Source organism: Salinivibrio sp. IB574 (assembly GCF_001996205.1).
Classification (GTDB): domain Bacteria; phylum Pseudomonadota; class Gammaproteobacteria; order Enterobacterales; family Vibrionaceae; genus Salinivibrio; species Salinivibrio proteolyticus.
In genome coordinates, this window is the sequence record NZ_MUFN01000002.1 from 121,707 (window position 1) to 143,393 (window position 21,687).

Annotated in this window: 23 protein-coding genes, 1 other RNA gene and 1 other annotated feature; of the genes, 11 read left to right on the top strand and 13 right to left on the bottom strand. The window is 50.5% G+C overall.

Translation table 11 applies throughout. The annotated features are described in order from the left end of the window. Positions 1 to 66 precede the first annotated feature (66 nt). The gene (locus tag BZJ17_RS01260; RefSeq protein WP_069589755.1) at positions 67 to 312 is read left to right on the top strand and encodes a DUF1107 domain-containing protein; all 246 of its coding nucleotides are present in this window, start codon (positions 67 to 69) and stop codon (positions 310 to 312) included. 77 nt (positions 313 to 389) lie between these two features. Here BZJ17_RS01260 and gcvH read toward each other — a convergent pair whose 3' ends face one another. The 4 genes from gcvH to BZJ17_RS01280 form a co-directional block, all read right to left on the bottom strand. Then, the gene (gcvH, locus tag BZJ17_RS01265) at positions 390 to 791 is read right to left on the bottom strand and encodes a glycine cleavage system protein GcvH (RefSeq protein ID WP_077639528.1); all 402 of its coding nucleotides are present in this window, start codon (positions 789 to 791) and stop codon (positions 390 to 392) included. A gap of 120 nt (positions 792 to 911) precedes the next feature. Then, complete coding sequence (locus tag BZJ17_RS01270; RefSeq protein WP_077639529.1) at positions 912 to 2,144, bottom strand: FAD-dependent 2-octaprenylphenol hydroxylase; 1,233 nt, start codon at positions 2,142 to 2,144, stop codon at positions 912 to 914. Further along, positions 2,141 to 3,331, bottom strand: a complete 1,191-nt coding sequence (gene ubiH, locus BZJ17_RS01275; protein ID WP_077639530.1) for a 2-octaprenyl-6-methoxyphenyl hydroxylase — start codon at positions 3,329 to 3,331, stop codon at positions 2,141 to 2,143. The genes BZJ17_RS01270 and ubiH overlap by 4 nt, the downstream gene beginning before the upstream one ends. A 63-nt stretch (positions 3,332 to 3,394) precedes the next feature. Beyond that, positions 3,395 to 3,970, bottom strand: a complete 576-nt coding sequence (locus BZJ17_RS01280; RefSeq protein ID WP_069589761.1) for a UPF0149 family protein — start codon at positions 3,968 to 3,970, stop codon at positions 3,395 to 3,397. Between the two features lie 418 nt (positions 3,971 to 4,388). Here BZJ17_RS01280 and zapA point away from each other — a divergent pair, with 418 nt between their 5' ends. From zapA to serA, 5 genes are all read left to right on the top strand, one after another. After that, a complete protein-coding gene (gene zapA, locus BZJ17_RS01285) occupies positions 4,389 to 4,694 on the top strand; it encodes a cell division protein ZapA (RefSeq protein WP_069589763.1) in 306 nt (101 codons plus the stop codon). 4 nt (positions 4,695 to 4,698) lie between these two features. Then, a non-coding RNA gene (ssrS, locus tag BZJ17_RS01290) (6S RNA) lies at positions 4,699 to 4,881 on the top strand. Between the two features lie 29 nt (positions 4,882 to 4,910). Then, the gene (locus BZJ17_RS01295; protein WP_077639531.1) at positions 4,911 to 5,513 is read left to right on the top strand and encodes a 5-formyltetrahydrofolate cyclo-ligase; all 603 of its coding nucleotides are present in this window, start codon (positions 4,911 to 4,913) and stop codon (positions 5,511 to 5,513) included. A gap of 54 nt (positions 5,514 to 5,567) precedes the next feature. Next, a complete protein-coding gene (rpiA, locus tag BZJ17_RS01300) occupies positions 5,568 to 6,227 on the top strand; it encodes a ribose-5-phosphate isomerase RpiA (RefSeq protein WP_069589765.1) in 660 nt (219 codons plus the stop codon). A 91-nt stretch (positions 6,228 to 6,318) separates the two neighbouring features. Then, on the top strand, positions 6,319 to 7,548 hold the full coding sequence (gene serA, locus BZJ17_RS01305) for a phosphoglycerate dehydrogenase (protein ID WP_077639532.1): 1,230 nt from the start codon (positions 6,319 to 6,321) through the stop codon (positions 7,546 to 7,548). Positions 7,549 to 7,642: 94 nt separating this feature from the next. Here the strand turns inward: serA and yaaA are convergent, their stop codons facing one another. Next, the gene (yaaA, locus tag BZJ17_RS01310) at positions 7,643 to 8,416 is read right to left on the bottom strand and encodes a peroxide stress protein YaaA (protein ID WP_077455289.1); all 774 of its coding nucleotides are present in this window, start codon (positions 8,414 to 8,416) and stop codon (positions 7,643 to 7,645) included. A 72-nt stretch (positions 8,417 to 8,488) separates the two neighbouring features. Further along, positions 8,489 to 9,913 (bottom strand): sodium:alanine symporter family protein, encoded by a 1,425-nt coding sequence (locus BZJ17_RS01315; protein WP_069589768.1) that lies wholly within the window; start codon positions 9,911 to 9,913, stop codon positions 8,489 to 8,491. Positions 9,914 to 10,150: 237 nt separating this feature from the next. Here BZJ17_RS01315 and BZJ17_RS01320 point away from each other — a divergent pair, with 237 nt between their 5' ends. After that, the gene (locus tag BZJ17_RS01320) at positions 10,151 to 10,330 is read left to right on the top strand and encodes a DUF3545 family protein (protein ID WP_069589769.1); all 180 of its coding nucleotides are present in this window, start codon (positions 10,151 to 10,153) and stop codon (positions 10,328 to 10,330) included. A 102-nt stretch (positions 10,331 to 10,432) separates the two neighbouring features. Here the strand turns inward: BZJ17_RS01320 and ung are convergent, their stop codons facing one another. Both ung and BZJ17_RS17560 read right to left on the bottom strand, forming a co-directional pair. Then, on the bottom strand, positions 10,433 to 11,116 hold the full coding sequence (gene ung, locus BZJ17_RS01325) for a uracil-DNA glycosylase (RefSeq protein WP_077639533.1): 684 nt from the start codon (positions 11,114 to 11,116) through the stop codon (positions 10,433 to 10,435). A 53-nt stretch (positions 11,117 to 11,169) separates the two neighbouring features. After that, entirely contained in the window at positions 11,170 to 11,295 is a 126-nt protein-coding gene (locus BZJ17_RS17560; protein WP_268794307.1) for a hypothetical protein, read from the bottom strand. A 411-nt stretch (positions 11,296 to 11,706) separates the two neighbouring features. Here BZJ17_RS17560 and grcA point away from each other — a divergent pair, with 411 nt between their 5' ends. Beyond that, a complete protein-coding gene (grcA, locus tag BZJ17_RS01330; protein ID WP_069589774.1) occupies positions 11,707 to 12,084 on the top strand; it encodes an autonomous glycyl radical cofactor GrcA in 378 nt (125 codons plus the stop codon). A 47-nt stretch (positions 12,085 to 12,131) separates the two neighbouring features. Here grcA and thrC read toward each other — a convergent pair whose 3' ends face one another. From thrC to thrA, 3 genes are read right to left on the bottom strand one after another with little or no spacing between them, the layout of a single operon-like run. Then, complete coding sequence (gene thrC / locus BZJ17_RS01335; RefSeq protein ID WP_077639534.1) at positions 12,132 to 13,415, bottom strand: threonine synthase; 1,284 nt, start codon at positions 13,413 to 13,415, stop codon at positions 12,132 to 12,134. Then, positions 13,412 to 14,371, bottom strand: a complete 960-nt coding sequence (gene thrB, locus BZJ17_RS01340; RefSeq protein WP_077639535.1) for a homoserine kinase — start codon at positions 14,369 to 14,371, stop codon at positions 13,412 to 13,414. The genes thrC and thrB overlap by 4 nt, the downstream gene beginning before the upstream one ends. A gap of 2 nt (positions 14,372 to 14,373) precedes the next feature. Then, positions 14,374 to 16,833: a bifunctional aspartate kinase/homoserine dehydrogenase I gene (gene thrA, locus BZJ17_RS01345; protein ID WP_077639536.1), complete on the bottom strand. Its 2,460-nt coding sequence runs from the start codon at positions 16,831 to 16,833 to the stop codon at positions 14,374 to 14,376. A 24-nt stretch (positions 16,834 to 16,857) separates the two neighbouring features. After that, positions 16,858 to 16,975, bottom strand: a sequence feature (Thr leader region). Between the two features lie 168 nt (positions 16,976 to 17,143). On the opposite strand from thrA, the gene aceK reads away from it, so the two are divergent. Further along, a complete protein-coding gene (gene aceK / locus BZJ17_RS01350) occupies positions 17,144 to 18,862 on the top strand; it encodes a bifunctional isocitrate dehydrogenase kinase/phosphatase (RefSeq protein ID WP_069589779.1) in 1,719 nt (572 codons plus the stop codon). Positions 18,863 to 19,047: 185 nt separating this feature from the next. Further along, entirely contained in the window at positions 19,048 to 19,521 is a 474-nt protein-coding gene (locus BZJ17_RS01355) for a hypothetical protein (protein ID WP_077639537.1), read from the top strand. A gap of 25 nt (positions 19,522 to 19,546) precedes the next feature. Here BZJ17_RS01355 and BZJ17_RS01360 read toward each other — a convergent pair whose 3' ends face one another. Both BZJ17_RS01360 and BZJ17_RS01365 read right to left on the bottom strand, forming a co-directional pair. Continuing rightward, a complete protein-coding gene (locus BZJ17_RS01360) occupies positions 19,547 to 20,044 on the bottom strand; it encodes a putative 4-hydroxy-4-methyl-2-oxoglutarate aldolase (RefSeq protein ID WP_069589782.1) in 498 nt (165 codons plus the stop codon). Between the two features lie 10 nt (positions 20,045 to 20,054). Beyond that, entirely contained in the window at positions 20,055 to 20,486 is a 432-nt protein-coding gene (locus BZJ17_RS01365) for a DUF3293 domain-containing protein (RefSeq protein ID WP_077639538.1), read from the bottom strand. 435 nt (positions 20,487 to 20,921) lie between these two features. Here BZJ17_RS01365 and arcA point away from each other — a divergent pair, with 435 nt between their 5' ends. Next, on the top strand, positions 20,922 to 21,641 hold the full coding sequence (arcA, locus tag BZJ17_RS01370) for a two-component system response regulator ArcA (protein WP_069589785.1): 720 nt from the start codon (positions 20,922 to 20,924) through the stop codon (positions 21,639 to 21,641). The last annotated feature ends 46 nt before the right edge of the window (positions 21,642 to 21,687 follow it).

Below are 21,687 nucleotides of genomic sequence, written 5' to 3' on the forward strand. Positions count from 1 at the left end.
CCACGTCAGAGCCACCATGCAAAGTGGTCAGGATTCAAGGTTTATTTCATTATCCAAGAAGGGTTTATGCGCGTTTTTAATCGCTATGTGCCAAGGTTGGTCGCAAAACATGTGGCGCGACTTTTTTCAGGTCGACTTTATATTGCCGGACGAGGACGCTTTGATTTCGAAAACGGTTGGCTAAAAGCGCCTCAAGACGCCACCATCACGCACTATCAAACCGTCAAAGAAGTTAATGCGGTGATACGAGAGACCTATCAGCAAGCGATGTGTGATGAGACTCAACCTCACACGGTCAATACACGCCGCTGATTCACGTTCAGGACGAGCTTAAATCAACAGGCCCCGCCAAAAAGCAGGGCCTGACGATGACGCAAAGACAGCCAACCTTATTCGTCGTAGTCTTCTTCCCCTAGGGTTTCTTCGTAGCTTTGCGCATCCAAGAGATCATCAATTTCAGACTCATCGGTGGCGCGAATTTGGAATAACCAGCCATCACCATAAGGGTCGCTGTTCACCAATTCCGGAGAACCGTCCAGCTCTTCATTCACCGCAACCACTTCCCCAGAAATAGGCGCATAAATATCAGAGGCGGCTTTGACAGACTCTGCCACGGCACAATCGTCTCCCGCATCAAAACTGTCGCCCTCGTCGGGCAAATCAATAAATACCATATCCCCTAACAGGGCTTGCGCATGATCCGAGATACCAATGGTAAACAAGCCATCGCCTTCTGGGCGCACCCACTCATGCGTTGAAGTAAATTTTAATTCTGATGGGATATCACTCATAGTTTTGTTCCTTGTTGCACCCAGTGACACATCGTCGTTTCAACAGACTTCGTGGTTCACTAATACTTGGTTGATTAACTACACAACAACTAGCACACAGATATCGATTCGCCAATAATCTCAGCTAGACGATTCAGAAAATGTTGCACAGGCGAGCTTGGGTAGCTCGCCACTTAGCCCTAGCGCCCGTTTAATAAATGGCAGTTTAGCGCCCGGCAAATGATTCACAGCCTGCATGCCGACACCACGGATCAATTTTTTGATCGGATGAGCGCCGTCAAACAAACTTCTAAAGCCTTGCATGGCGGCGATCATTTGCGCCGCTTCTGCTTTTCGCCAGCGTTCATAATTGCGCAGTGACGCATGCAGGCCAATGTCTTTTTCTTGCTCAGCAAGGTGTATGAGTGTTTCGGCAAGCGCTGCGGCATCTAGTAACCCTAAATTCACCCCTTGGCCGGCCAGTGGATGAATGGTGTGCGCCGCATCCCCCACCAAGGCCACACGGTCAGCGGCAAATTGCTGTGCATAACGCATGGTTAATGGATAACTGGCACGTGGTCCCACAGCTTCGCAAAGCCCCAGAGTCACATCAAATTGTGCCGTTAAGGTCTGATTAAATGCCGCGTCGTCCATATCCATATAGTGCTGCGCCAAGCACGGCGACACCGACCATACAATCGAGCAAAGGTGCGGRTCACTAAGCGGTAAAAAAGCGAGTGGGCCATCCGGCGTGAAAATTTGCCGTGCAACTCCCTGATGAGCAACCTCAGTGCGAACCGTCGCAACAACCGCGTGATGCCCGTAGTCGCGTTGCACCAAAGGTAAACTGGCTTGGCCTCGCACCCAAGAGCGCGCACCATCTGCCCCCACCACCAATTTAGCGGTCACGCCGCCACCAGAGGCAAGCTGTAGCCAGGTTTCTCGCTCACCCATCATCATCGATTGACACTGCTCAGGCATCAGCAGCGTCACATTACTTTGCTGTTTGATTTTATCGAGGAGCGCCAACTGAATGACACGGTTTTCAACAATATGGCCCAGATCACGCTGGCCCAGACTTTGTGCATCAAACGCTATCTCGGCAAAACTGTCTTGCTCCCAAACGTGCATGGCTTGATAACTTGCCATGCGGCGAGATTCAATGCCCGACCAAGCCCCCACGCCGCGCAATATGCGTTCACTGGCGCGGCTTAGAGCTGACACACGGTTATCCGGGATGGTATCCAAGCTGGGCTCAGGGGTTTTCCCTTCAATAACCACCACACGTAAAGCGCTGTGCTCCAACGCTGCCGCCAAGGTGAGCCCCACCATGCCGCCGCCAATGATGGCAATATCTGCATTGATCATCTTCATGTGCGCGCTACCCATCCTATGGTGCGTTGAATAAGAGGTTGTTTAAGACTCGGTAGAGCTGACATCAACCCCAGCCCGAGATTACGAGTGGCCGATAACACCGCATTTTGGTTAGAGAACAGGTGCACTAATCCGGATGTGGTGGCGATGGTAGTCTCTCGGTCCGCTTCTCTACGTTGCGCGTAGCGAGTTAAGACTGGCATTGCCCCCAGATCCTCGCCGTGTGCTGACGCTGCCGTCAGAACCTCGGCTAGCGTGATCACATCTCGTAGACCGAGATTAAACCCTTGCCCCGCGATCGGATGGAGGCTTTGTGCCGCATTGCCGACCACCGCCACACGGTGGCTGACTGGACTCACCACTTGATTAAGCACCAGCGGATAGGCATGCCGAGTGCCAACATGAAGGAGTTTACCCAAGCGCCATCCAAAGGCAGTCTGCAAACCGTCCAAGAAGGTCGCCTCGCCGCACGAGAGCCAATGGTCGACCTCATCCGGTGACACACACCAGACCACTGAGCACCGCCCCTGCGACATCGGCAGTAGCGCCACCGGCCCTGTGCGAGTAAAGCGTTCAAATGCCACCCCTTGATGCGGCAGCGCGGTACTCACGTTGGCAATGATCGCCACCTGATGGAAATCGTGCTGCTGACGCGCGATCTTCAGCTGTTGACAGCATGGCGAGCGTCCGCCATCGGCAGCCACCAGCAATTTTGCCTGCAAGGTCTCTCCTTGCTTGAGCTCAACGGTTACCGACGCTTGCTCTCTATGGATATGTTCGACGTAATCGGGACAATAAAGATCAATAGCGCTGCGATGACTGAGCTGCTGATGAAAGACACGGCCAGCATCCGCAAGCTCAATCACTTGCCCCAAATAAGGAACACCTTGAGCGTTCGCATCAATCTGTGTCTGCCCCGCATGGCCGCGGTCCGAGACATGGATATGCTGAATCGGGGTGCCAAATGGGGCTAACGCCGACCATAAACCCAGCGATTCCAATGCAGCACAGCTTCCCTGTGCCAAAGCAATACTGCGTGCATCATACCCAGGGTGATTGGCATGATCGGGCAACATCGCCTCAACCACGGCAATACGCAGCTGACCGCCACTTAATGTATCCAGCGCAAGTGCGGCCGTGGCACCGGCCATCGCGCCACCGGCAATGATTATATCGTAGGCTTTCATCCCACCTGTCCCTAATCCCATACTGTATGGGGTCATCGCATGTCAGCGATGTTGATTCATTGATTAATGGAGTGTCTTTGGAGTCTCATCCGCATCCGGACGCGCACCCAATTCAGCATGCACTACCATGCAGCACACACGAACATGCTCGCAAACTTGCTCAAGCAGCTCCGCTTGTTCTTGCATATCACCGTCTTCGTCAATGCCAAGCTGGGCAATGGCTTTAAGGTCGCTCAGCGCCTCGGTGACGTCATTGGAGAGTTGACGGCCTTGTTTACCGATCAGCCCCACCCCTGCTAAAAACGCATTGATCCATTCGACAAGGGCTTCTGCTCGAGCGACTACGCCAACCTGCTCGTCGTCAGGGACATAGATATCGAGATCTAAGTCGTCCCCGGTCAATTGTGTTTTCAGCTGGTGATAGCTTTGCATGGCGAGGGTTTTCGCCTCAGTCGGCCATCCCATACCTTGGTTGGTATAGTCGTAAAGCATGGTGAGCCAGCCCCCATCTTCCAGCGCCATACCCCCACTTAACATACCGGCAATTAAGCCATGCATTTCGGCGGGTGTGACGGCAAGGCTATCTGCCGATAAAGTCGTCGCGGCTTGCGCATAAAGAGGTAAACGGGTATCAGTCACAATCTTGCCCTTGGTCGTGCATGTTATAAAACCCACAGTCTACCATTTCACACCGCGTGGCTGAATCGCTCCCGTATCAAAAGCACGCAAACACGCTTTGATACCTCTTCCGATACGAAGGCACGGATAAAATCGTTTCATCGTGCCTGCAGTGTAAATCGACGCGCTACGCAACGGGCATGACAAAGATCAATTCATACTCGGCTTGGCAACTGGCCATAATAAACTGCGGCTTAGCTCTCACCTGCCAACCTGTCAGGGCATGCATCACCCGTTTCCATGTCTAAATTGACAGCAGATACACAGCTTAAGTATTTCAAAGTGGTGTATCACTAAAAATAATTGCTAGAATAGCGGGCATTGTTACTGTGTCGTTGGCCCAAGAAGAAGAGGCCGCACGAGGAGCCAGCCAACCATTATGAGCACACAACCGGTTGAAATTAAGATCCTTGATCGCTTTGTTCGGGTCAATTGTCCACCAGGACAAGAACAAGCGCTTAAAGAAGCAGCAAGTGAGTTCGATCAACGGTTGCAACAACTGGCTGAGCGCACTAAAGTAACCAACACAGAGCAGTTAATTGCCATTGCTGCTTTGAATGTTTGCCACGAGCTAAATGAAGCTAAGCAATCATTGGTCGACGTCCAAGATCAGGTTAAGCAACGGAGCGCCCTGATGGCGTCAAAGTTGGACACAGCAATGGCCACGCAAGGACCGCGTAAGTAACCCGAATTCCCTGGGGTGTTTGTCAGCGGATCTACGTCCCTGAGCCGATAAGCAAACCTAAGGGTGTGTTGTTACAAGCTACTGAGCAAGCTCGGCACGTACCGAGAAGCCTACGGTTTGTACTGCCCGCCCGCCTTGAACCAGCGGGTTCAAGGGCCTTCGATCCCGACGGCATCCCGGGGCCCTCTTCCAGACAGGCTAGCATCAAGGACAGTTATGCAGCCCAGACAGCAAATACGTCAACAAGTCCGACACGCCCGCCGGCAACTGAGCGCTGAACAGCAAGAGCGCGCCGCCCATGCGGTCATGACACGCTTTATGGCCTTGCCGTCTGTGATCGCCTCTCAGCATATTGCCTTATATTTATCGTTTGATGGTGAGCTTGATACCGCGCCGTTGATTAATGCCTGCTGGCAGGCCGGAAAGTCTGTCTATCTCCCTGTTGTCCATCCATTCAGTCTGGGCCACTTACTGTTTTTACATTACACCCCGACCACCCCGATGCAGTCGAACCGCTACGGGATCGCTGAGCCCAAACTGGATATTCGCTATCTCTTACCCACCCATCAATTGGAGGTGATTGCCACACCCTTGGTTGCCTTTGACGATCGCGGTCAACGGCTGGGCATGGGCGGTGGCTACTATGATCGTACCTTGGCGCTCTGTGCACACCCAAGTGCTACGGCGGTCGGCCTTGCTCATGACTGTCAGCATTGGGGCCAATTACCCACCGAGCAATGGGACATGCCCCTTCCCCACATATTAACGCCCAGTCACCATTGGCACTGGTCAGCCACGAATTCGCGACCTCTATCCTGACGGCGTCGACGCGCTTCGCTATAATCGCCGCCAACCCCCCCATTAGGAGTGATCATGAACCAAGACGATAAAAAAAGAGCTGCGGGCGAAGCGGCGGTGGAATATGTCAAACCCGGCAGCATTGTTGGCGTAGGGACAGGCTCGACCGTCAACTACTTCATCGATGCCCTTGAGCCGATTAAATCGCAAATTAAAGGCGCTGTTTCCAGTTCAGAAGCATCCACCGAGCGTTTGAAAGCACTAGGCATTGAGGTGTTTGATGCGAACGACGTCGCAAGTCTTGATGTATACGTGGATGGCGCAGATGAAATCAACGCGCGCAAGCATATGATTAAAGGCGGAGGCGCGGCCCTCACCCGTGAAAAGATTGTCGCGGCGATCGCAGACAAATTCATCTGCATTATCGATGACACCAAACACGTTGATGTTCTTGGCGAGTTTCCGCTTCCTGTGGAAGTGATCCCGATGGCACGCTCTTATGTGGCTCGCGAGTTGGTCAAACTCGGGGGCGATCCTTGCTATCGTCAAGGGGTAGTGACCGATAACGGCAACGTGATCTTGGATGTGCACAATATGAAAATCCAAGATCCAAAAGCGCTCGAAGATACCATTAACGGTATCGCAGGTGTAGTGACTGTCGGCTTATTCGCCAACCGTGGTGCCGATGTCGTCTTGACCGGCACCGAAAACGGCGTGCAAAAAATTGCAGACTAAACGCATAACCCACCATGCATAGTCGGTGAGAAACGTATTATCTCCCGCAAAAACCAAACGTTTGCGCTTAGTGTAATCAATAAGTTAAAAGCTGTCACACTATTCACTGGACAAGAATAAGATCAAAATTCTGCTCCTCGAAGGCGTCCACCCCACGGCGTTAGAGGCCTTCAAGCAAGCTGGTTATACCAATATTGAGTATCACAAAGGCTCCCTCACCGGTGAGGCGCTGGAAGAAGCGATTCAAGATGCTCACTTTGTCGGCTTGCGTTCACGTACCCAGCTGACTGAATCGGTTTTCGCAAAGGCGAAAAAATTGGTCGCAGTCGGCTGCTTTTGTATCGGAACTAACCAAGTTGATCTCGACGCAGCTGCTCAACGTGGTATCCCGGTTTTTAATGCCCCCTTCTCAAATACCCGCAGCGTCGCCGAATTAGTGCTTGGGGAGATCCTGCTGCTGCTGCGTGGTATTCCGGAAAAGAATGCCAAAGCACATCGTGGCGAATGGCAGAAATCCGCCGAACGCTCGTTTGAAGCACGCGGAAAAGTATTAGGGATTATCGGTTATGGCCACATCGGGACGCAGCTGAGTATTTTGGCAGAGAACCTTGGCATGAACGTTTGTTATTACGATATCGATAACAAGCTCTCACTCGGAAATGCCGTGCAAGTCAACTCGCTGACCGAATTATTAAACCGTAGTGATGTGATTTCATTGCACGTTCCAGAAACCGATAGTACTCAAAACATGATCGGCAGTGAAGAATTCGCCCGCATGAAGCCCGGTGCTATCTTTATTAATGCCTCACGCGGTACAGTGGTGGACATTGATGCCCTATGTGGCGCGCTCGAGAGCAACCATTTGTCCGGAGCGGCGATTGATGTATTCCCTGTTGAGCCTAAAACCAATAATGATCCCTTCAGCTCACCGCTGCAGGCCTTTGATAATGCGCTGCTCACCCCACACATTGGTGGCTCGACACAAGAAGCGCAGGAAAACATTGGCCTTGAGGTGGCAGGCAAGTTGATCAAGTACTCTGATAACGGCTCGACACTCTCTTGTGTCAACTTCCCAGAGGTGTCACTGCCAGAGCATCAAGGGCGTTCTCGTTTACTCCACATTCACGCGAACCGTCCCGGTGTGTTGACCAAAATCAACACCACCTTTGCCGATGAAGGCATCAACATCGCCGCACAATATCTGCAAACTTCAGCAAAAATTGGCTATGTGGTCATTGATGTCGAAACCGAACAGGCTGATAAAGCACTGAAAAAGCTGAAAGCGATTGAAGGCACGATTCGCGCCCGCATTCTTCACTAACTGAAAGCGATAAAAAAAGCCCCATTGGGGCTTTTTTTCATTGAAACACAGAGCCGCATCGGCTGATACTTGTCGTAACCTTATTGCCTGTGCGTTACTGTTCTTCACGCAAAAAGACCAACTCATTCCCTTTGGAATGTGCCTCGCTAAAATAGTAGCCGCCAACATCAAATGTCTTGATAGCTTCAATGGATGTCGCACGCTGATCAATCAAATAGCGCGCCATCATGCCACGGGCTTTTTTGGCGTAAAAACTGATCACCTTGTATTGACCGTTTTTACAGTCTTTAAAGACAGGGGTCACAATATCGCCGTCGAGTTTTTTCTTGTTTACCGCTTTGAAATACTCATTGGAGGCCAAGTTCACCAGTAATCGATCACCTTGCTCTGCCAAGGTGCGATTCAATGTCTCAGTGATGATATCACCCCAAAACTGATACAAGTTATCACCGCGCGATGTCGCCAGCTTGGTACCCATTTCAAGGCGATAAGGTTGCATCAAATCCAATGGCCGCAATAGGCCATACAGCCCCGACAGCATTCGGAAATGTGCCTGCGCCCAATCAAAGTCCTCTTCAGACATTGAAGTGGCATCCAGACCCGTATAAACATCCCCTTTAAACGCCAGTACCGCAGGGCGTGCATTATCAGTGGTAAAGGTTGGAGACCATTCGGCAAAACGGACCGCATTCAGACTGGCAATTTTATCACTCACCTTCATTAACGCACCGATATCGGCGGGCGTTAATTGGCGACATACCTCGATCAATGCTTGAGAGTGCTCAGTCAGCATGGGTTGGGTATGACGTTGCGTCGGCAATGGTGACTCATAATCCAATGTTTTTGCGGGGGAGACCACAATCAGCATCTTGCTAACCCTTATGTTATCTGTCTGTTGCCAAGACTATCATTCCAGCATAAAAAAGCCACCGCATCACGGTCACTGCTTGGGCAAAGGCCAAGCCTTTTCGTCCAATTGGCTGTGAAGTTCAGGGAAACGGCGACTATCAAACACAGGCACTCGCCCTAACGAACGTTGGGTGTGGTAATCAGCGGCCAAGCGCTTAACAATGCCAGACAGCAATAAGATAGCAATCATGTTCACCAAGGCCATCATGCCCATTGATGCATCCGCTAGCGTCCACACTAAGGGGAGCTCGGCCAGCGCACCAAACATCACCATGCCCAATACCAATGCTCGAAAATAAGGCAGTGCCGGGCGCAAGCGACCATTGATAAACAACAAATTGGTTTCTGCATACGAGTAATTGGCAATGATGGAGGTAAACGCAAAGAAGAAAATGGCCACCGCCACAAATTGCTCGCCCCAATCGCCGACCTGTGCACTCAAGGCACGCTGTGTCAGTTCCACCCCCGTGACTTCGCCACCGGGAATATACTCCCCCGATAGCAGAATAATCGCGACGGTTGCGGTGCATATCACCAGAGTATCGACAAAGACTCCCAGCATTTGCACATAGCCTTGAGAAACTGGATGAGGCGGATAGGGTGTGGCGGAGGCGGCGGCATTCGGCGCCGAGCCCATGCCCGCCTCATTCGAGAAAAGGCCACGTTTAATCCCCTGAATCATCCCTTGCGCCAAGGTGTAACCCAACGCGCCGGAAGCGGCTTCATGAAGACCAAAAGCACTTTTAACCACCAGCGATATCACGGCGGGCACTTGCTCGAGATGGGTCAACATTACATAACACGCCAGAGATAAATAGAGCAGCGCCATCACAGGGACTAAGACCTCAGCTGTGCGCGCAATTTGACGTAAGCCACCATAAATAATCAACCCACTAACCAGTGCTAGTCCTGCACCGACATAGGCGGGAGGCCAGCCAAAAGCCACTTGGGCAGCCTGTGAAATCGAATTCGCTTGAACTGAGTTAAACACCAAACCAAAGGCAAGGATCAGCAGCAACGAGAACAATATCCCCATCCAGCGCATCCCCAAGCCATGTTCCATGTAGTAAGCCGGGCCGCCTCGGAAGTAGCCATCCGGATCGCGGACTTTATAGACCTGTGCCAAGGTGCTTTCCGCAAAGGCAGTCGCCATTCCCAGAAAGGCCATTAGCCACATCCAAAAAATCGCCCCTGGTCCGCCAAGAGAGAGTGCAACCGCCACACCAGCCATATTGCCTGTCCCGACGCGTGCAGCCAGCCCAGTACACAAGGCTTGAAACGACGAAATTCCCGAACTGTCGCGGCGGCGACTATGACGCATTACAGAAAACATATGGGAGAAGTGACGGAACTGAATGCCACCGAGTTTTAGCGAAAAGAAGACGCCACCGCCGATCAGCACATAAATGAGCACCGAGCCCCATATCAGGTCGTTAATAAAGGTTAAAAGGCTCAAATGACTGTCCCTCGTCGTGTCGTGATTGCTGTCTGCGGCGCAATCTTCGCTTGTCTGACCGGTAAGATCAATTGATGGCCGCTCTTGGCTGTGCTGGTCATCACTGTTTTTAAAAATTCAGTGATTACGTTCTCATAAAAAGTTCATCAATCTGCCACAAATGAGAAATACTTCAATTTTACGGTAGGGCGAGCTGTGGTATTTAAAACCTAACCGCAAGGTGAACAAGGGGTGACTATGGATAACTTTGCCTTTAACGACATGTTCGAGCAAGACAAGCCACAACGCAGCGGACGCGCAAAACCAGTCAAACGTAAATGGAGAGAAATTGAAGCGCTGAAGGACAAACAGCGACTGAGAAAAGAATTGGAAGAAATCGATATGTATGGCGATTTCTCTCAACTGGACCTTGATTAACTCACCGATAAAAGGATGCGAAAAAGGTGCTCACTGAGCACCTTTTTTATTGGTCAGGTTTTATCTGACCAAGACGGCTTTGCCCCTCAATCACTTGGCTTTCTATGCATCATCCAGTGTGGGTTGCCAATCAATGGGCGCTTTACCTTGCTCGCGCAATAATGCGTTAGTTTGTGAGAAATGGCGGCAGCCCAAGAAGCCTCGATGTGCTGACAGTGGAGAGGGATGTGGCGCAGTTAAAACATGATGGCGCGTACGATCAATCGCTTTACCTTTTTTCTGAGCATGCGCGCCCCAAAGCAAGAACACCACACCGTCACCATGCTGATTAACAGCCTCAATCACTCGGTCAGTAAAGGTCTCCCACCCCAGCTTGGCATGAGAGTGCGCCTTTCCTTGTTCCACAGTCAGTACCGTGTTTAACAATAACACGCCCTGCTCTGCCCAGCTTTTCAAGTAGCCATGTGAAGGGATCTGAAATCCCTCGATATCCGTCGCTAGCTCTTTATAAATATTGACCAACGAAGGTGGCGTTTTTACCCCGGGTAATACGGAAAAGCAGAGCCCATGGGCCTGATTGGGCCCATGGTAAGGGTCTTGGCCTAAAATCACGACTTTCACATCACCAAGTTCAGTAAAACGAAAGGCGTTGAATACATCCTCTTTGGGAGGAAAAACCGTGACGCCACTGGCCCGGACCTTTTCCACATAGGCTAGCGTACCGCGAAAATACGCTTGCTCCTTCTCGTTGGCTAGCACCTGCTGCCACGTTTGCGCCTGAGTCATGGTTGCTCCTTATCATCACACTGGCGCCATTTTAACGAGACAAACAGATGAAATCAGTGTGTGGCGCGATCTTTTGTTCTTTCTGTATGAGCATGGTAATGACGCTGGCAGCGCCCTTGTACCGCTCGATTCGGGGTCGGTAAGCTCGCGTGTGAACGTGGCGATAATGTTCTAGTCATGGGTCGCTCCTTATCTGTGCGTGTGCCTAGAACATCATGAAAAATCAATGCCAAGTTTAAATAATCACATATTTCAAACAGTTAAAAAAATCAGGAAAGAATACTCCGCCAGACATGTACCAATATGGTGCAAAACTGCCTACCCATCGATCAATCTCGCCCTTACTTTTGTAGTAAATTTACAACAAATTAGCACTATAAATACGAATGCTTGTCGCTGCGCGTTGTGCTCTTATCATCAAATTGATTTTGTTCACAATAATATTGATATCAAATAACTATCTTCACGATAAAGGCGATTGAATATTGACCTAAATCAAAATAACCCTACAGACAAAAAGGTATATATGAACGTCGAAAGTGATGAAATCTTACATCACTAAAGTCACTATCAGAAAAAGGGGATAGGCCATGATCACCGGCATTCAAGTAACCTCAGCGGCCAATGATGACCTCATCAATTCTATTTGGTTGATTGATAAAGAAACCGACCAAGCACGCTGTGTCTGTGCAAAACAAGGCTTTGAGGCGGATCAAGAAGTCGCGCTGTCTTCTTTGGGTGAGTTTGACTACCGTGAAGTCAATATCGAAACCCAAGCGGTTAATGAAGGGGGTCAACACCTGAACGTTAACGTGCTGAAGCGTGAAACCTTGGAGGATGCAGCCAAGCACCCAGAAAAATACCCGCAACTGACCATCCGTGTCTCGGGCTATGCGGTTCGCTTTAATTCACTGACCCCTGAACAACAGCGTGACGTGATCACCCGTACGTTTACAAGCTCACTGTAAACACACAGGTTATAAAGAAACAGCCCGCTTTGGCGGGCTGTTTTTGGTTAAGCGCTCAAATTAAGCAGGTACGCTCTTAAGACCGAGAAATCGGCCTCTTGCTCACTCGACAATAAATCCATCTGCGCATGTTTTGCCAATGGCCCTGGCAGCGGAATATCCTTGTGTAAAATCGCATCGACCGACTCTTTAAACTTGGCCGGATGCGCGGTACACAAGAAAATCCCCTCTTCTTCCTCGCTAAGCTGTTGCGCTAACAAGCGATAGGCAATGGCTCCATGCGGTTCGCATAAATAGTCTTGCTCAGCAAGCTGCGTCAAACTCTCTGCGGTTTGCGCATCGTCTGCACGTCCTGATGCCAATTCGCTCAGCGCCCACCCTTCACGGCGGAAAAGCTCTTCGATACGCGGCCAGTTGTTCGGCTGACTGACATCCATCGCATTCGATAAAGTTGCGACTGTGGTTTGCGGCTGCCACTGCCCGGAGGCTAAATAGCGTGGCACCGTATCATTGGCATTGGTGGCAGCGATAAAGCGTTTAATCGGCAGCCCCATCGCCTTGGCCAGCAAGCCCGCAGTCAGGTTGCCAAAATTACCACTGGGTACCGCGACAACCACTTGGTCTCGCTTGTGCTGAGGGATCTGCGCAAGCGCTTCAAAATAGTAGCAAATTTGCGCCATCAGCCGGCTGATATTGATTGAGTTTGCCGAGTTTAAGCCAATGGTTTGACGCAGCTCTTGATCATCAAAGGCTTGCTTCACCATCGTCTGGCAGTCGTCAAATGTGCCGTTCACTGCCACGGTGTGAATATTGCCGCCGAGGGTACAAAACAGCTTTTCTTGCAGTGGGCTAATTTTGCCTTTCGGATACAAAATCACCACGTTGATGTTTTCAATGCCATAAAACGCATGAGCAACGGCGGCACCGGTATCGCCTGATGTGGCGGTGAGAATCGTGATCTTGTTGCCGTCTGACACTGCCGCGAGAGATTGCGCCATAAAACGACCACCAAAATCTTTGAAGGCGAGCGTTGGCCCATGGAAAAGTTCTAACGCATGAATGCGCTCAGTAACAGATTTGAGTGGTGCCTGAAAGGTAAACGCCTGCGCCACCAGCTCATGGATTTGGCTTTTTGGCAGTTCGTCGCCAATCAAGGCCGAGAGGATCTCAGTGCTACGCTCTACCAGTGGCATCGACAGCAAGGCATCGATATCCTCAAATTGCGGTATGTGCTCGGGGAAAAATAGCCCTTGTCCACGCCCCAATCCTTGTTTGACCGCTTGCGCGAACGACACGGTTTCACTGTGATCTTTGATGTTGTAAAGCTTCATGCCTGACTTCCTATTTCTTTTGCGCCCTGTCCATCAATGCGACATACATGAACAAAGCCATCATTATTTTGTACGTAGTGCTCGCGCAGCCATTGTGCGAGTCGCTCGGCAACCTGTAAATCATCACAGATGCTAAACAAGGTCGGCCCAGAGCCTGAAATCCCTGTCGCAAGTGCGCCACAGCTGTCCGCATACGCTCGCGCTTCAACAAAGCCCGGCAACAGTTTTTGCCGATAGGGCTCTGCAATCACATCACAAATCAAGCTCGCAGCCAGAGCAGGTTGTTGAGTGTGACACGCGTGAATAAAGCCGCCTAAATATCGCCCGTGGGCAATGACATCTTGACGGCGATACTGTGCGGGCAAGATAGTGCGTGCTTCTGCAGTCGAGACTTTAATCCCGGGGTAAGCCATCACCCAATACCAGTTGTCAAAATGTGGTACGGCTTGGCTGATCACACCTTGGCTTTCCAGCATCAGTTGCAAGCCACCTAAGTAGCAAGGCGCCACGTTGTCATAGTGTAAGCTGCCCGAAATACTTGCTTCCATCTTCCCCATTAGCGCTAGCATGGTGGTTTCATCCAGTGGGTTACCGTGAAAGCGGTTTAACGCATCAAGTGCTGCAACAATCGAACACGCACTGGATCCCAATCCGGAGCCGATGGGCATATTCTTTTCCAGCAACATCGCCACCGGCTTTACCGCGATCCCTTGACCCTGCAGCGCATGTGCATACGCTTGGTAGGCCTGATAGACAATATTGTCCTTTTCATCAGCAGGAAGCTTGTCGGTAAATCGCCCTTCACAGCGCAGCGAAAAGGGGCGGTCGCTGTCCGCCTTCACTTCAACCACATCCCCCAGCAAACTGCCATCGATAGGGCTGACCGCTGCACCTAACACATCAAAACCCACACTCACATTACCAATTGAAGCGGGTGCGTAAACGCGTACTGTCATCACTACACTCCTAGCTTCCAACCCAAGGTGCGCATCAAATCAGCGAACACCCCTGCCGCCGTCACGGCGGTGCCTGCTCCATATCCGCGCAAGACCAATGGAATCGGCTGATAATAGCGGCTGTAAAAGGCGAGTGCATTTTCGCCGTCTTTAATTTTGTGCATCGGATCGTCACTGTCTACGGCTTGAATTTTCACGAAGCATTGACCGTCTTCAATACCGCCGATATAGCGCAGCACCTTGCCCTCTTGAGCCGCTTGCTCTGACCATTGCTTAAAGTAAGCATCCGCCTCCGGCAAGCGTGCCATAAAGGACTCCACATCACCCGATTGATCAAAGCCTGGCGACAACGCGGGCTCAACTTCGACATCTTCCAGCTCTAAATGCATGCCAGCTTCTCGTGCCAAAATTAACAATTTACGCGCCACATCCATGCCAGATAGATCATCACGTGGATCGGGCTCGGTGAAGCCACTGTCACGCGCAACCTTGGTGGCATCACTAAAGCTTACGCCTTCATCTAACTTGCCAAAAATATGTGATAGCGACCCCGACAAGATCCCAGAAAATCGTGATAGCTCGTCCCCCGCAGCAATCAGGTTTTGCAGGTTTTCAATGACGGGCAGGCCAGCCCCCACCGTGGTTTCATACATAAACTTACGATGTGTCGCGCGCGCCGCCTGACGCAGCTGTTGGTAGTAAGCCATGCTACTGGTATTGGCTTTTTTGTTAGGCGTGATCACATGGAAGCCCGCACGTAAGAAGTCCGCATACTGATCCGCGACTTGTTGCTCTGCTGTGCAGTCAATCAACACTGGGTTGATGATATGATTACGCTGCACCAACTGAATCATACCGGCAAGGCTAAACGGTGAAAGGTGATTAGGCAGCTCATCACGCCAGCTATCTAGGTTAATGCCTTGGCTGTTCAGCCACATGCCTTTACTATTTGCCAGTCCACAGACACGCATCACAATGCCTTGCTGCTGCAGCTTCGCTTGTTGACGACGAATTTGCTCAATCAGCTCGCCACCGACACCGCCCACACCGACGATAAACACATCGAGGTGATGTTGGCTGTTAAACAAGTTTTCATGGCAGGCTTTCACCGCTTCCGAGACACGCTCTGAGGGGACAACCGCCGAGATAGCACGCTCTGATGAACCTTGAGCAATGGCGACGATATTGACATTCACTTCCGCTAGCGAGGTGAAAAAGCGCGCCGCAATTCCTTTAGAAGTGCGCATACCATCCCCCACTAAGGAGACAATCGATAGGTGATCGATAAACTCGACAGGCTCAAGCAAACCATCTTTAAGCTCAAGTTCAAAGTGGGTCCGTAACGCCTTCTCAGCTTTCACTTTATCCTGCGCTTGAATACAGAAGCTAATGCTGTACTCCGACGACGATTGGGTGATCAGCACGATGGAAACACCCGCGGATGACATGGCGCCAAACACACGTGAAGCCATACCAACCATTCCCTTCATCCCAGGACCAGAGATATTGACCATACTCAGATCGCTAAGCGTGGTGATCCCTTTAATGGCAAGCTTATCTTCACCAGTATCATCGCCAATCAAGGTACCTGCGCCTTGAGGATTGGCCGTATTTTTAATCAAACAAGGGATATGGAAGCGAGCAATAGGGGCGATGGTTTTAGGGTGGAGCACTTTGGCACCAAAGTACGATAGCTCCATCGCTTCTTGATAACTCAGCGACTTCAGCAAACGCGCGTCTGGCACCAAGCGGGGATCGCAGTTATAGACACCATCGACATCCGTCCAGATTTCGCAGCACTCTGCACGGACACAAGCGGCCAACACCGCAGCGGAATAATCGGAACCATTGCGTCCTAAGGTCACCAGCTCCCCTTGCTCATTGCCGGCCATAAAGCCTGGCATCAAGCCAACATGATTAGCGGGAATGGGAGACTGTTTAAAGCGTTGCGAGGAGGTTTCAATGTCGACTTCAGCACTCAGGTAACTGCCAGAAGCGGCAAAATAACTGACCGGATCAATCTCAAAGACTTGATAGCCACGCGCCACTAACAGTGCTTGCATGGCCGCTACGGACAAACGTTCCCCCTTGCTCACCACGCGCGCATAGGTGCTGTCCGGACAAAGCCCTAGCAGGTTCATACCGTGTACGTATTGGCGTAGTTGTCCGAGACTGCGAGAAAGTTTATCGAACAAAGGTTGGGTATCGAGATTGGGCTGGCGTTCGGCAAGGCCTTGGAACAGCGCGGTGAAAATGGTTTCTAGCTCTTTGAGTGGCAGCTCAGCCTCTCCATGTTTAACCGTATTATCCACCACGGACACCAGAATATTGGTAACACACGCTGGGGCGGACAAAACAGCAGAGACGTCACTCTGACCCTGATTGCTAACAATGATGTCAGCGGCACGACTGAATCGCTCTGCATCAGCAAGCGATGTGCCACCAAATTTTAAAACTCGCATCCGTTTGGGACCTCTCTCTTAAGATAAAAAAAAGCCCGTACCGGTGAGGGTACGGGCTTTTTTTGGAAATTCTGTGCGTATCAGCCCGCACCAACACACATTGTGCCAGTAATAATGGTGGTTGTTGTGGTGGTAAGGGTGCTGATCGTCAGTTGCATGTGTGTTGCGTTTATCGTTTGTTTTGTTGAGTTCTATTTAGGTGTATCGAATCATGCCGCCGAGGTCAACAAAAAAGTGACACTGATTGCTTTTTCGCCAAAACTCTGAGAGGTTGAAGAGAACAAAAACGGCATGGAAGCAGGGAACGCGAATGACACAGGACGCCATGGCGCAATTAGTCGCAAATACGATATTACAAGGCTCGGATGCCATGTATGGTCGCTTCTTAGATGTGACGTCAGGCGCTCAAGAGCGCTTTGAGCAGCAAGATTGGAAAAGCGTGCAGCAAGCACTGAAAACGCGTATTCAATTTTACGATCACCATGTCGGCTTAGTGAGTCAGCAACTGCGCGCTATGCTGGGCAAAGAACACGCCACACGCTCCTTTTTGATGGCAGTGAAAGCAGCCTACATCAAACTCCTTGATGATTACCCGCGCTACGATATCGCTGAGAGTTTTTTCAATTCGGTGTATTGCCGTATTTTCGAACACCGAAATATTCGTCGTGACAAACTGTTTGTACAAAGTTCGCAAGGCGGACGCATTCCCAAGTATCCAACGCCCTTGTTGCGACGCTTTCAATCGCAAGCTGGGATTTATGCCACGCTAGAGCGCATGCTAGACAGCACCCCCTTTACCCTGCCTTGGCGAGATAAAAGTGGCGATCTTAAGCGCATTACGCAAATCCTTCAGCAACGCTTTGGCCCGCAGTTAACCATGAGCTTCACCATTGAAATGGTGCGTCAGCCGTTCTTTCGCAACAAAGGAGCGTACTTAATTGGCCGTCTGGATATGGCGAACCAACGTCGCCCCCTCGTGCTGCCCTTGCTTATCTCAGATGACGGCGAGCTGTATATTGATGCATGTATTACCGATAGCGACGATGTGAGTATCGTATTTGGTTTCGCGCGCTCTTATTTTATGGTGTATGCCCCCGTCCCAGCGGCTTTAGTCGACTTTCTCAATCAATTAATGCCCAATAAAACTCCAGCAGAGCTCTACACCGCGATCGGCTGTCAAAAACATGGTAAAACCGAGCTATACCGCGAATTTCTCTATCATTTGGATAATTCTGATGACTTGTTTGATATCGCGCCGGGGATCAAAGGGATGGTGATGTCGGTGTTCACCCTGCCCTCATACGGCTTTGTGTTTAAGATCATCAAAGACAAATTCGCACCGCAAAAACAAATGACGCACGCCCAAGTGCGCGAGAAATACCGCCTCGTTAAAGAGCACGATCGGGTGGGACGCATGGCCGACACGCAGGAGTATCGGAACTTTATCTTTCCTCGTCACCGTTTCAGCGATGCACTGATTGACGAATTGCTAAACGTGGCGCCTTCATGTGTGTCCGTCACTGACACAGAAGTACGGATCCGCCATTTATATATGGAGCGACGGATGATCCCGCTAAATATTTACCTCGAGCAAGCCAGTCCTGACGCCTTAACCCAAGCGGTGCAAGAGTACGGTGATGCCCTCAAAGAGCTCGCAGCTGCCAATATTTTTGCCGGTGACATGCTGTTTAAAAACTTTGGCGTCAGCCGTCATAATCGGGTGATTTTCTATGATTATGATGAAATCGCCTATCTCACTGAGGTCAATTTCCGTCGTATACCGCCACCGCGTTATCCAGAAGATGAGCTAGCCGCAGAGCCTTGGTACAGCGTGGGAGAAAATGATGTATTTCCCGAAGAGTTTCGTACCTTTTTGTTGGTCAACCCTTCGCTACGTGATGAGTTTGAGCGCCTGCACCCCGAACTTTTTGAGGCCGAATTTTGGCAGCAACTGCAGCATCAGGTTCAAGAGGGCTACTTCCATGATGTGCGCCCCTACAGCGATGCGCTTCAGTTAGTCAAAGCCTAAACACGCTTAACTTGGCGTCAATTTTGCTTGTTGTTTTATCGTCGCCATCACACGCTGGCACCTATCAGGTACGTCAATAGCATGACGTTTTTTTAGACAAAGTTGCGACCGCGCACACTTTTTTGTCTACACTGATCATCAGCGGTGACGAAACCGACAAAAATAACAACGCAAAGGAACCTAGAGTGAAACAATTCGGATTGTTCGCACTCGCCTTGCATATAGTGGCAACCCCTGCATTTGGCGAGCAAATGCTATCGTTCGAGACCGAGACGATAGCAGACTCCAATCGCTTTTTTATCCAGTCGATGCCCTCGGCCGGAGACGGATTTGATAGCTGGACCATAGAGTCAGGCTATCGCTACCCCTTGAGTAATCTCTCCGTTTACCTTGGCACGCAAATGAAAAGCGAAACCCAGACAGCCCCCACGCAACGCGGCTTACTCAGCGGCATCGAGTACCGATTTACCGACAAGTTACATGTTTCAAGCCAACTGAGCCACGGCTACCAACGTGATAAAAGCGTTAACCAATGGGGAGTCAGCAGCCGCTACCAATTAAGTGATTCTTTCGATGTCAATGCCGGGCTAGATGTGGAGTTCGATCCTGAAAAAGACACTGAGTCTATTTACCAACTCGGCGTCGGGTTACGCTTTTAACAACGTGTAACGACGGCGTGAATGCTTAATCCACGTCGCTGACTGTGTTCAAGGGCTGCGCGCAAACCAGCACACCGTTTTTGTCAGCATACAGGTAATCACCTGGGGTCACTAACACGCCTTCCAGCGTTAGCACCACATCTACCTCTCCCCAGTCCCGTTTTTGGGTTTTAATCGGACAGACGCCGAGTGCTTTAATGCCAATAGGCAAGGTGGCGAGAGTTGCCACATCTCTCACTGGCGCGGCAATCACCACCCCTGCCCAACCATTGTCGACCGCACTTTTTCCGATCATATCGCCCAATAGCGCACGATCCATCGCGCCGCCGCCATCAACCACTAAAACCTGACCTTGACCGGGCGTTGCGAGGAGCGCTTTCACTTTGGAGTTATCGTGATAACAGCGGACAGTACGTATCCGTCCTTCAAAGCCGCTCACCGCGCCAAAATCTTGCCACTGAATGGGTAACCAACGCACAGCGTCTGGGTGGTTGTCGCATAAATCAGGTAGTCTATCGTCCATGATGCTCTCCTTAGTCCATTGCTGAGTCTGTCAACTCCAGCAGTGATGAAAACGTCACGCCTAGTGACTGCGGCGTAAAATCTGTCATCAGTGCAGGCAGTAACCATAATGTATCGTCCTCCACCCAATAAATCGCGTTTTGCTGCCATGTTTTCGCCAATGCAATCGCTTCGTCTTGAGTCAGGGCAACGGCAAAGCCCGGCTCAAACCAGCTGCCATCAGGCGCCCCACCATTCATTGCCCAATAGCGAATCCCCGCTTTCTCCATCTCATCCACGAGCTGACGATTACGCAATTGATTCTCTTTCTCAGATAAAGGTTGGCTACGAGGGTTAAATGCGGTAAGAATGGCAAAAGAGCGGACACTGGGTGCTTGGGGTGCCCGAAATGCGATCTGCTGGTAAGTTTTCCACAAATCGCTGGCGTTATTCTGATCACACATTATTTACACCTGTTCGTTACTAACATTATGCTTAATTGCTAATTATGCGCTAGTATTCATAAAGTTAAACGGGAAGTTGACCCTAATCACCAACAAAGATGCTTTTGATTGGGGTCAATAAAGGATGAAAAAAATCATCAACGTTCACCGTAATATATTGTTAGCGCGCTGTTAAATGAATACAATTAGCGGCAATCAATGGATGTAACAGTGATTGCCTCTGAGGCTTACGAGGGCCGATAACGCCCCGCCTCAACTGGAACACACGGTGCGTTGTCTAGCATCGACACACACCTCTCTATGGATGGCGTGCCATATGTTGATTGCGAGGTTCGCGGAAGGCATCCTCTCGCAATTTTGTAAATTTTTTTCATGGGCTAGTGGAACTAGACTGTGAAGCGCAACCGGATTCTATTTAGATATTAGGTATCGCCAATGCAAACCCCGCAAATTCTGATTGTAGAAGATGAACAAGTCACACGTAACACGCTGAAAAGTATCTTTGAAGCGGAAGGTTACAATGTCTTTGAAGCCAGCGATGGCGACGAGATGCATCAAGTCCTATCCAATCATCAAGTGCACTTGGTGATCATGGACATCAACTTGCCCGGTAAAAACGGCTTACTGCTCGCGCGTGAATTGCGCGAACAAGGCGACATGGCATTGATGTTCTTGACGGGCCGTGACAACGAGGTCGACAAAATCCTAGGGCTGGAAATTGGTGCCGATGACTACATTACCAAGCCATTTAACCCTCGTGAACTGACCATTCGTGCACGTAACTTGTTAACCCGTGCGATGAGTAGCGTGAACGGTGGTGAAGAAAAACGCAACGTTGAACAGTATGTGTTTAATGGTTGGGTTCTTGATATCAACAGTCGCTCTTTGATTAACCCTGAAGGCGAGTCGTTCAAATTGCCACGTTCAGAGTTTCGTGCCCTACTTCACTTCTGTGAAAACCCAGGCAAAATCCAGACCCGTGCTGAGCTGTTGAAAAAAATGACAGGTCGCGAGCTAAAGCCGCATGACCGTACTGTGGATGTCACAATTCGTCGTATTCGTAAGCACTTCGAATCACACAGCGACACCCCAGAGATCATTGCCACCATTCATGGTGAAGGCTATCGCTTCTGCGGTGAGCTCGAAGATCAATAAGCTGCACACCCAATATGAATAAGGCGCCTGATGGCGCCTTTTTTGT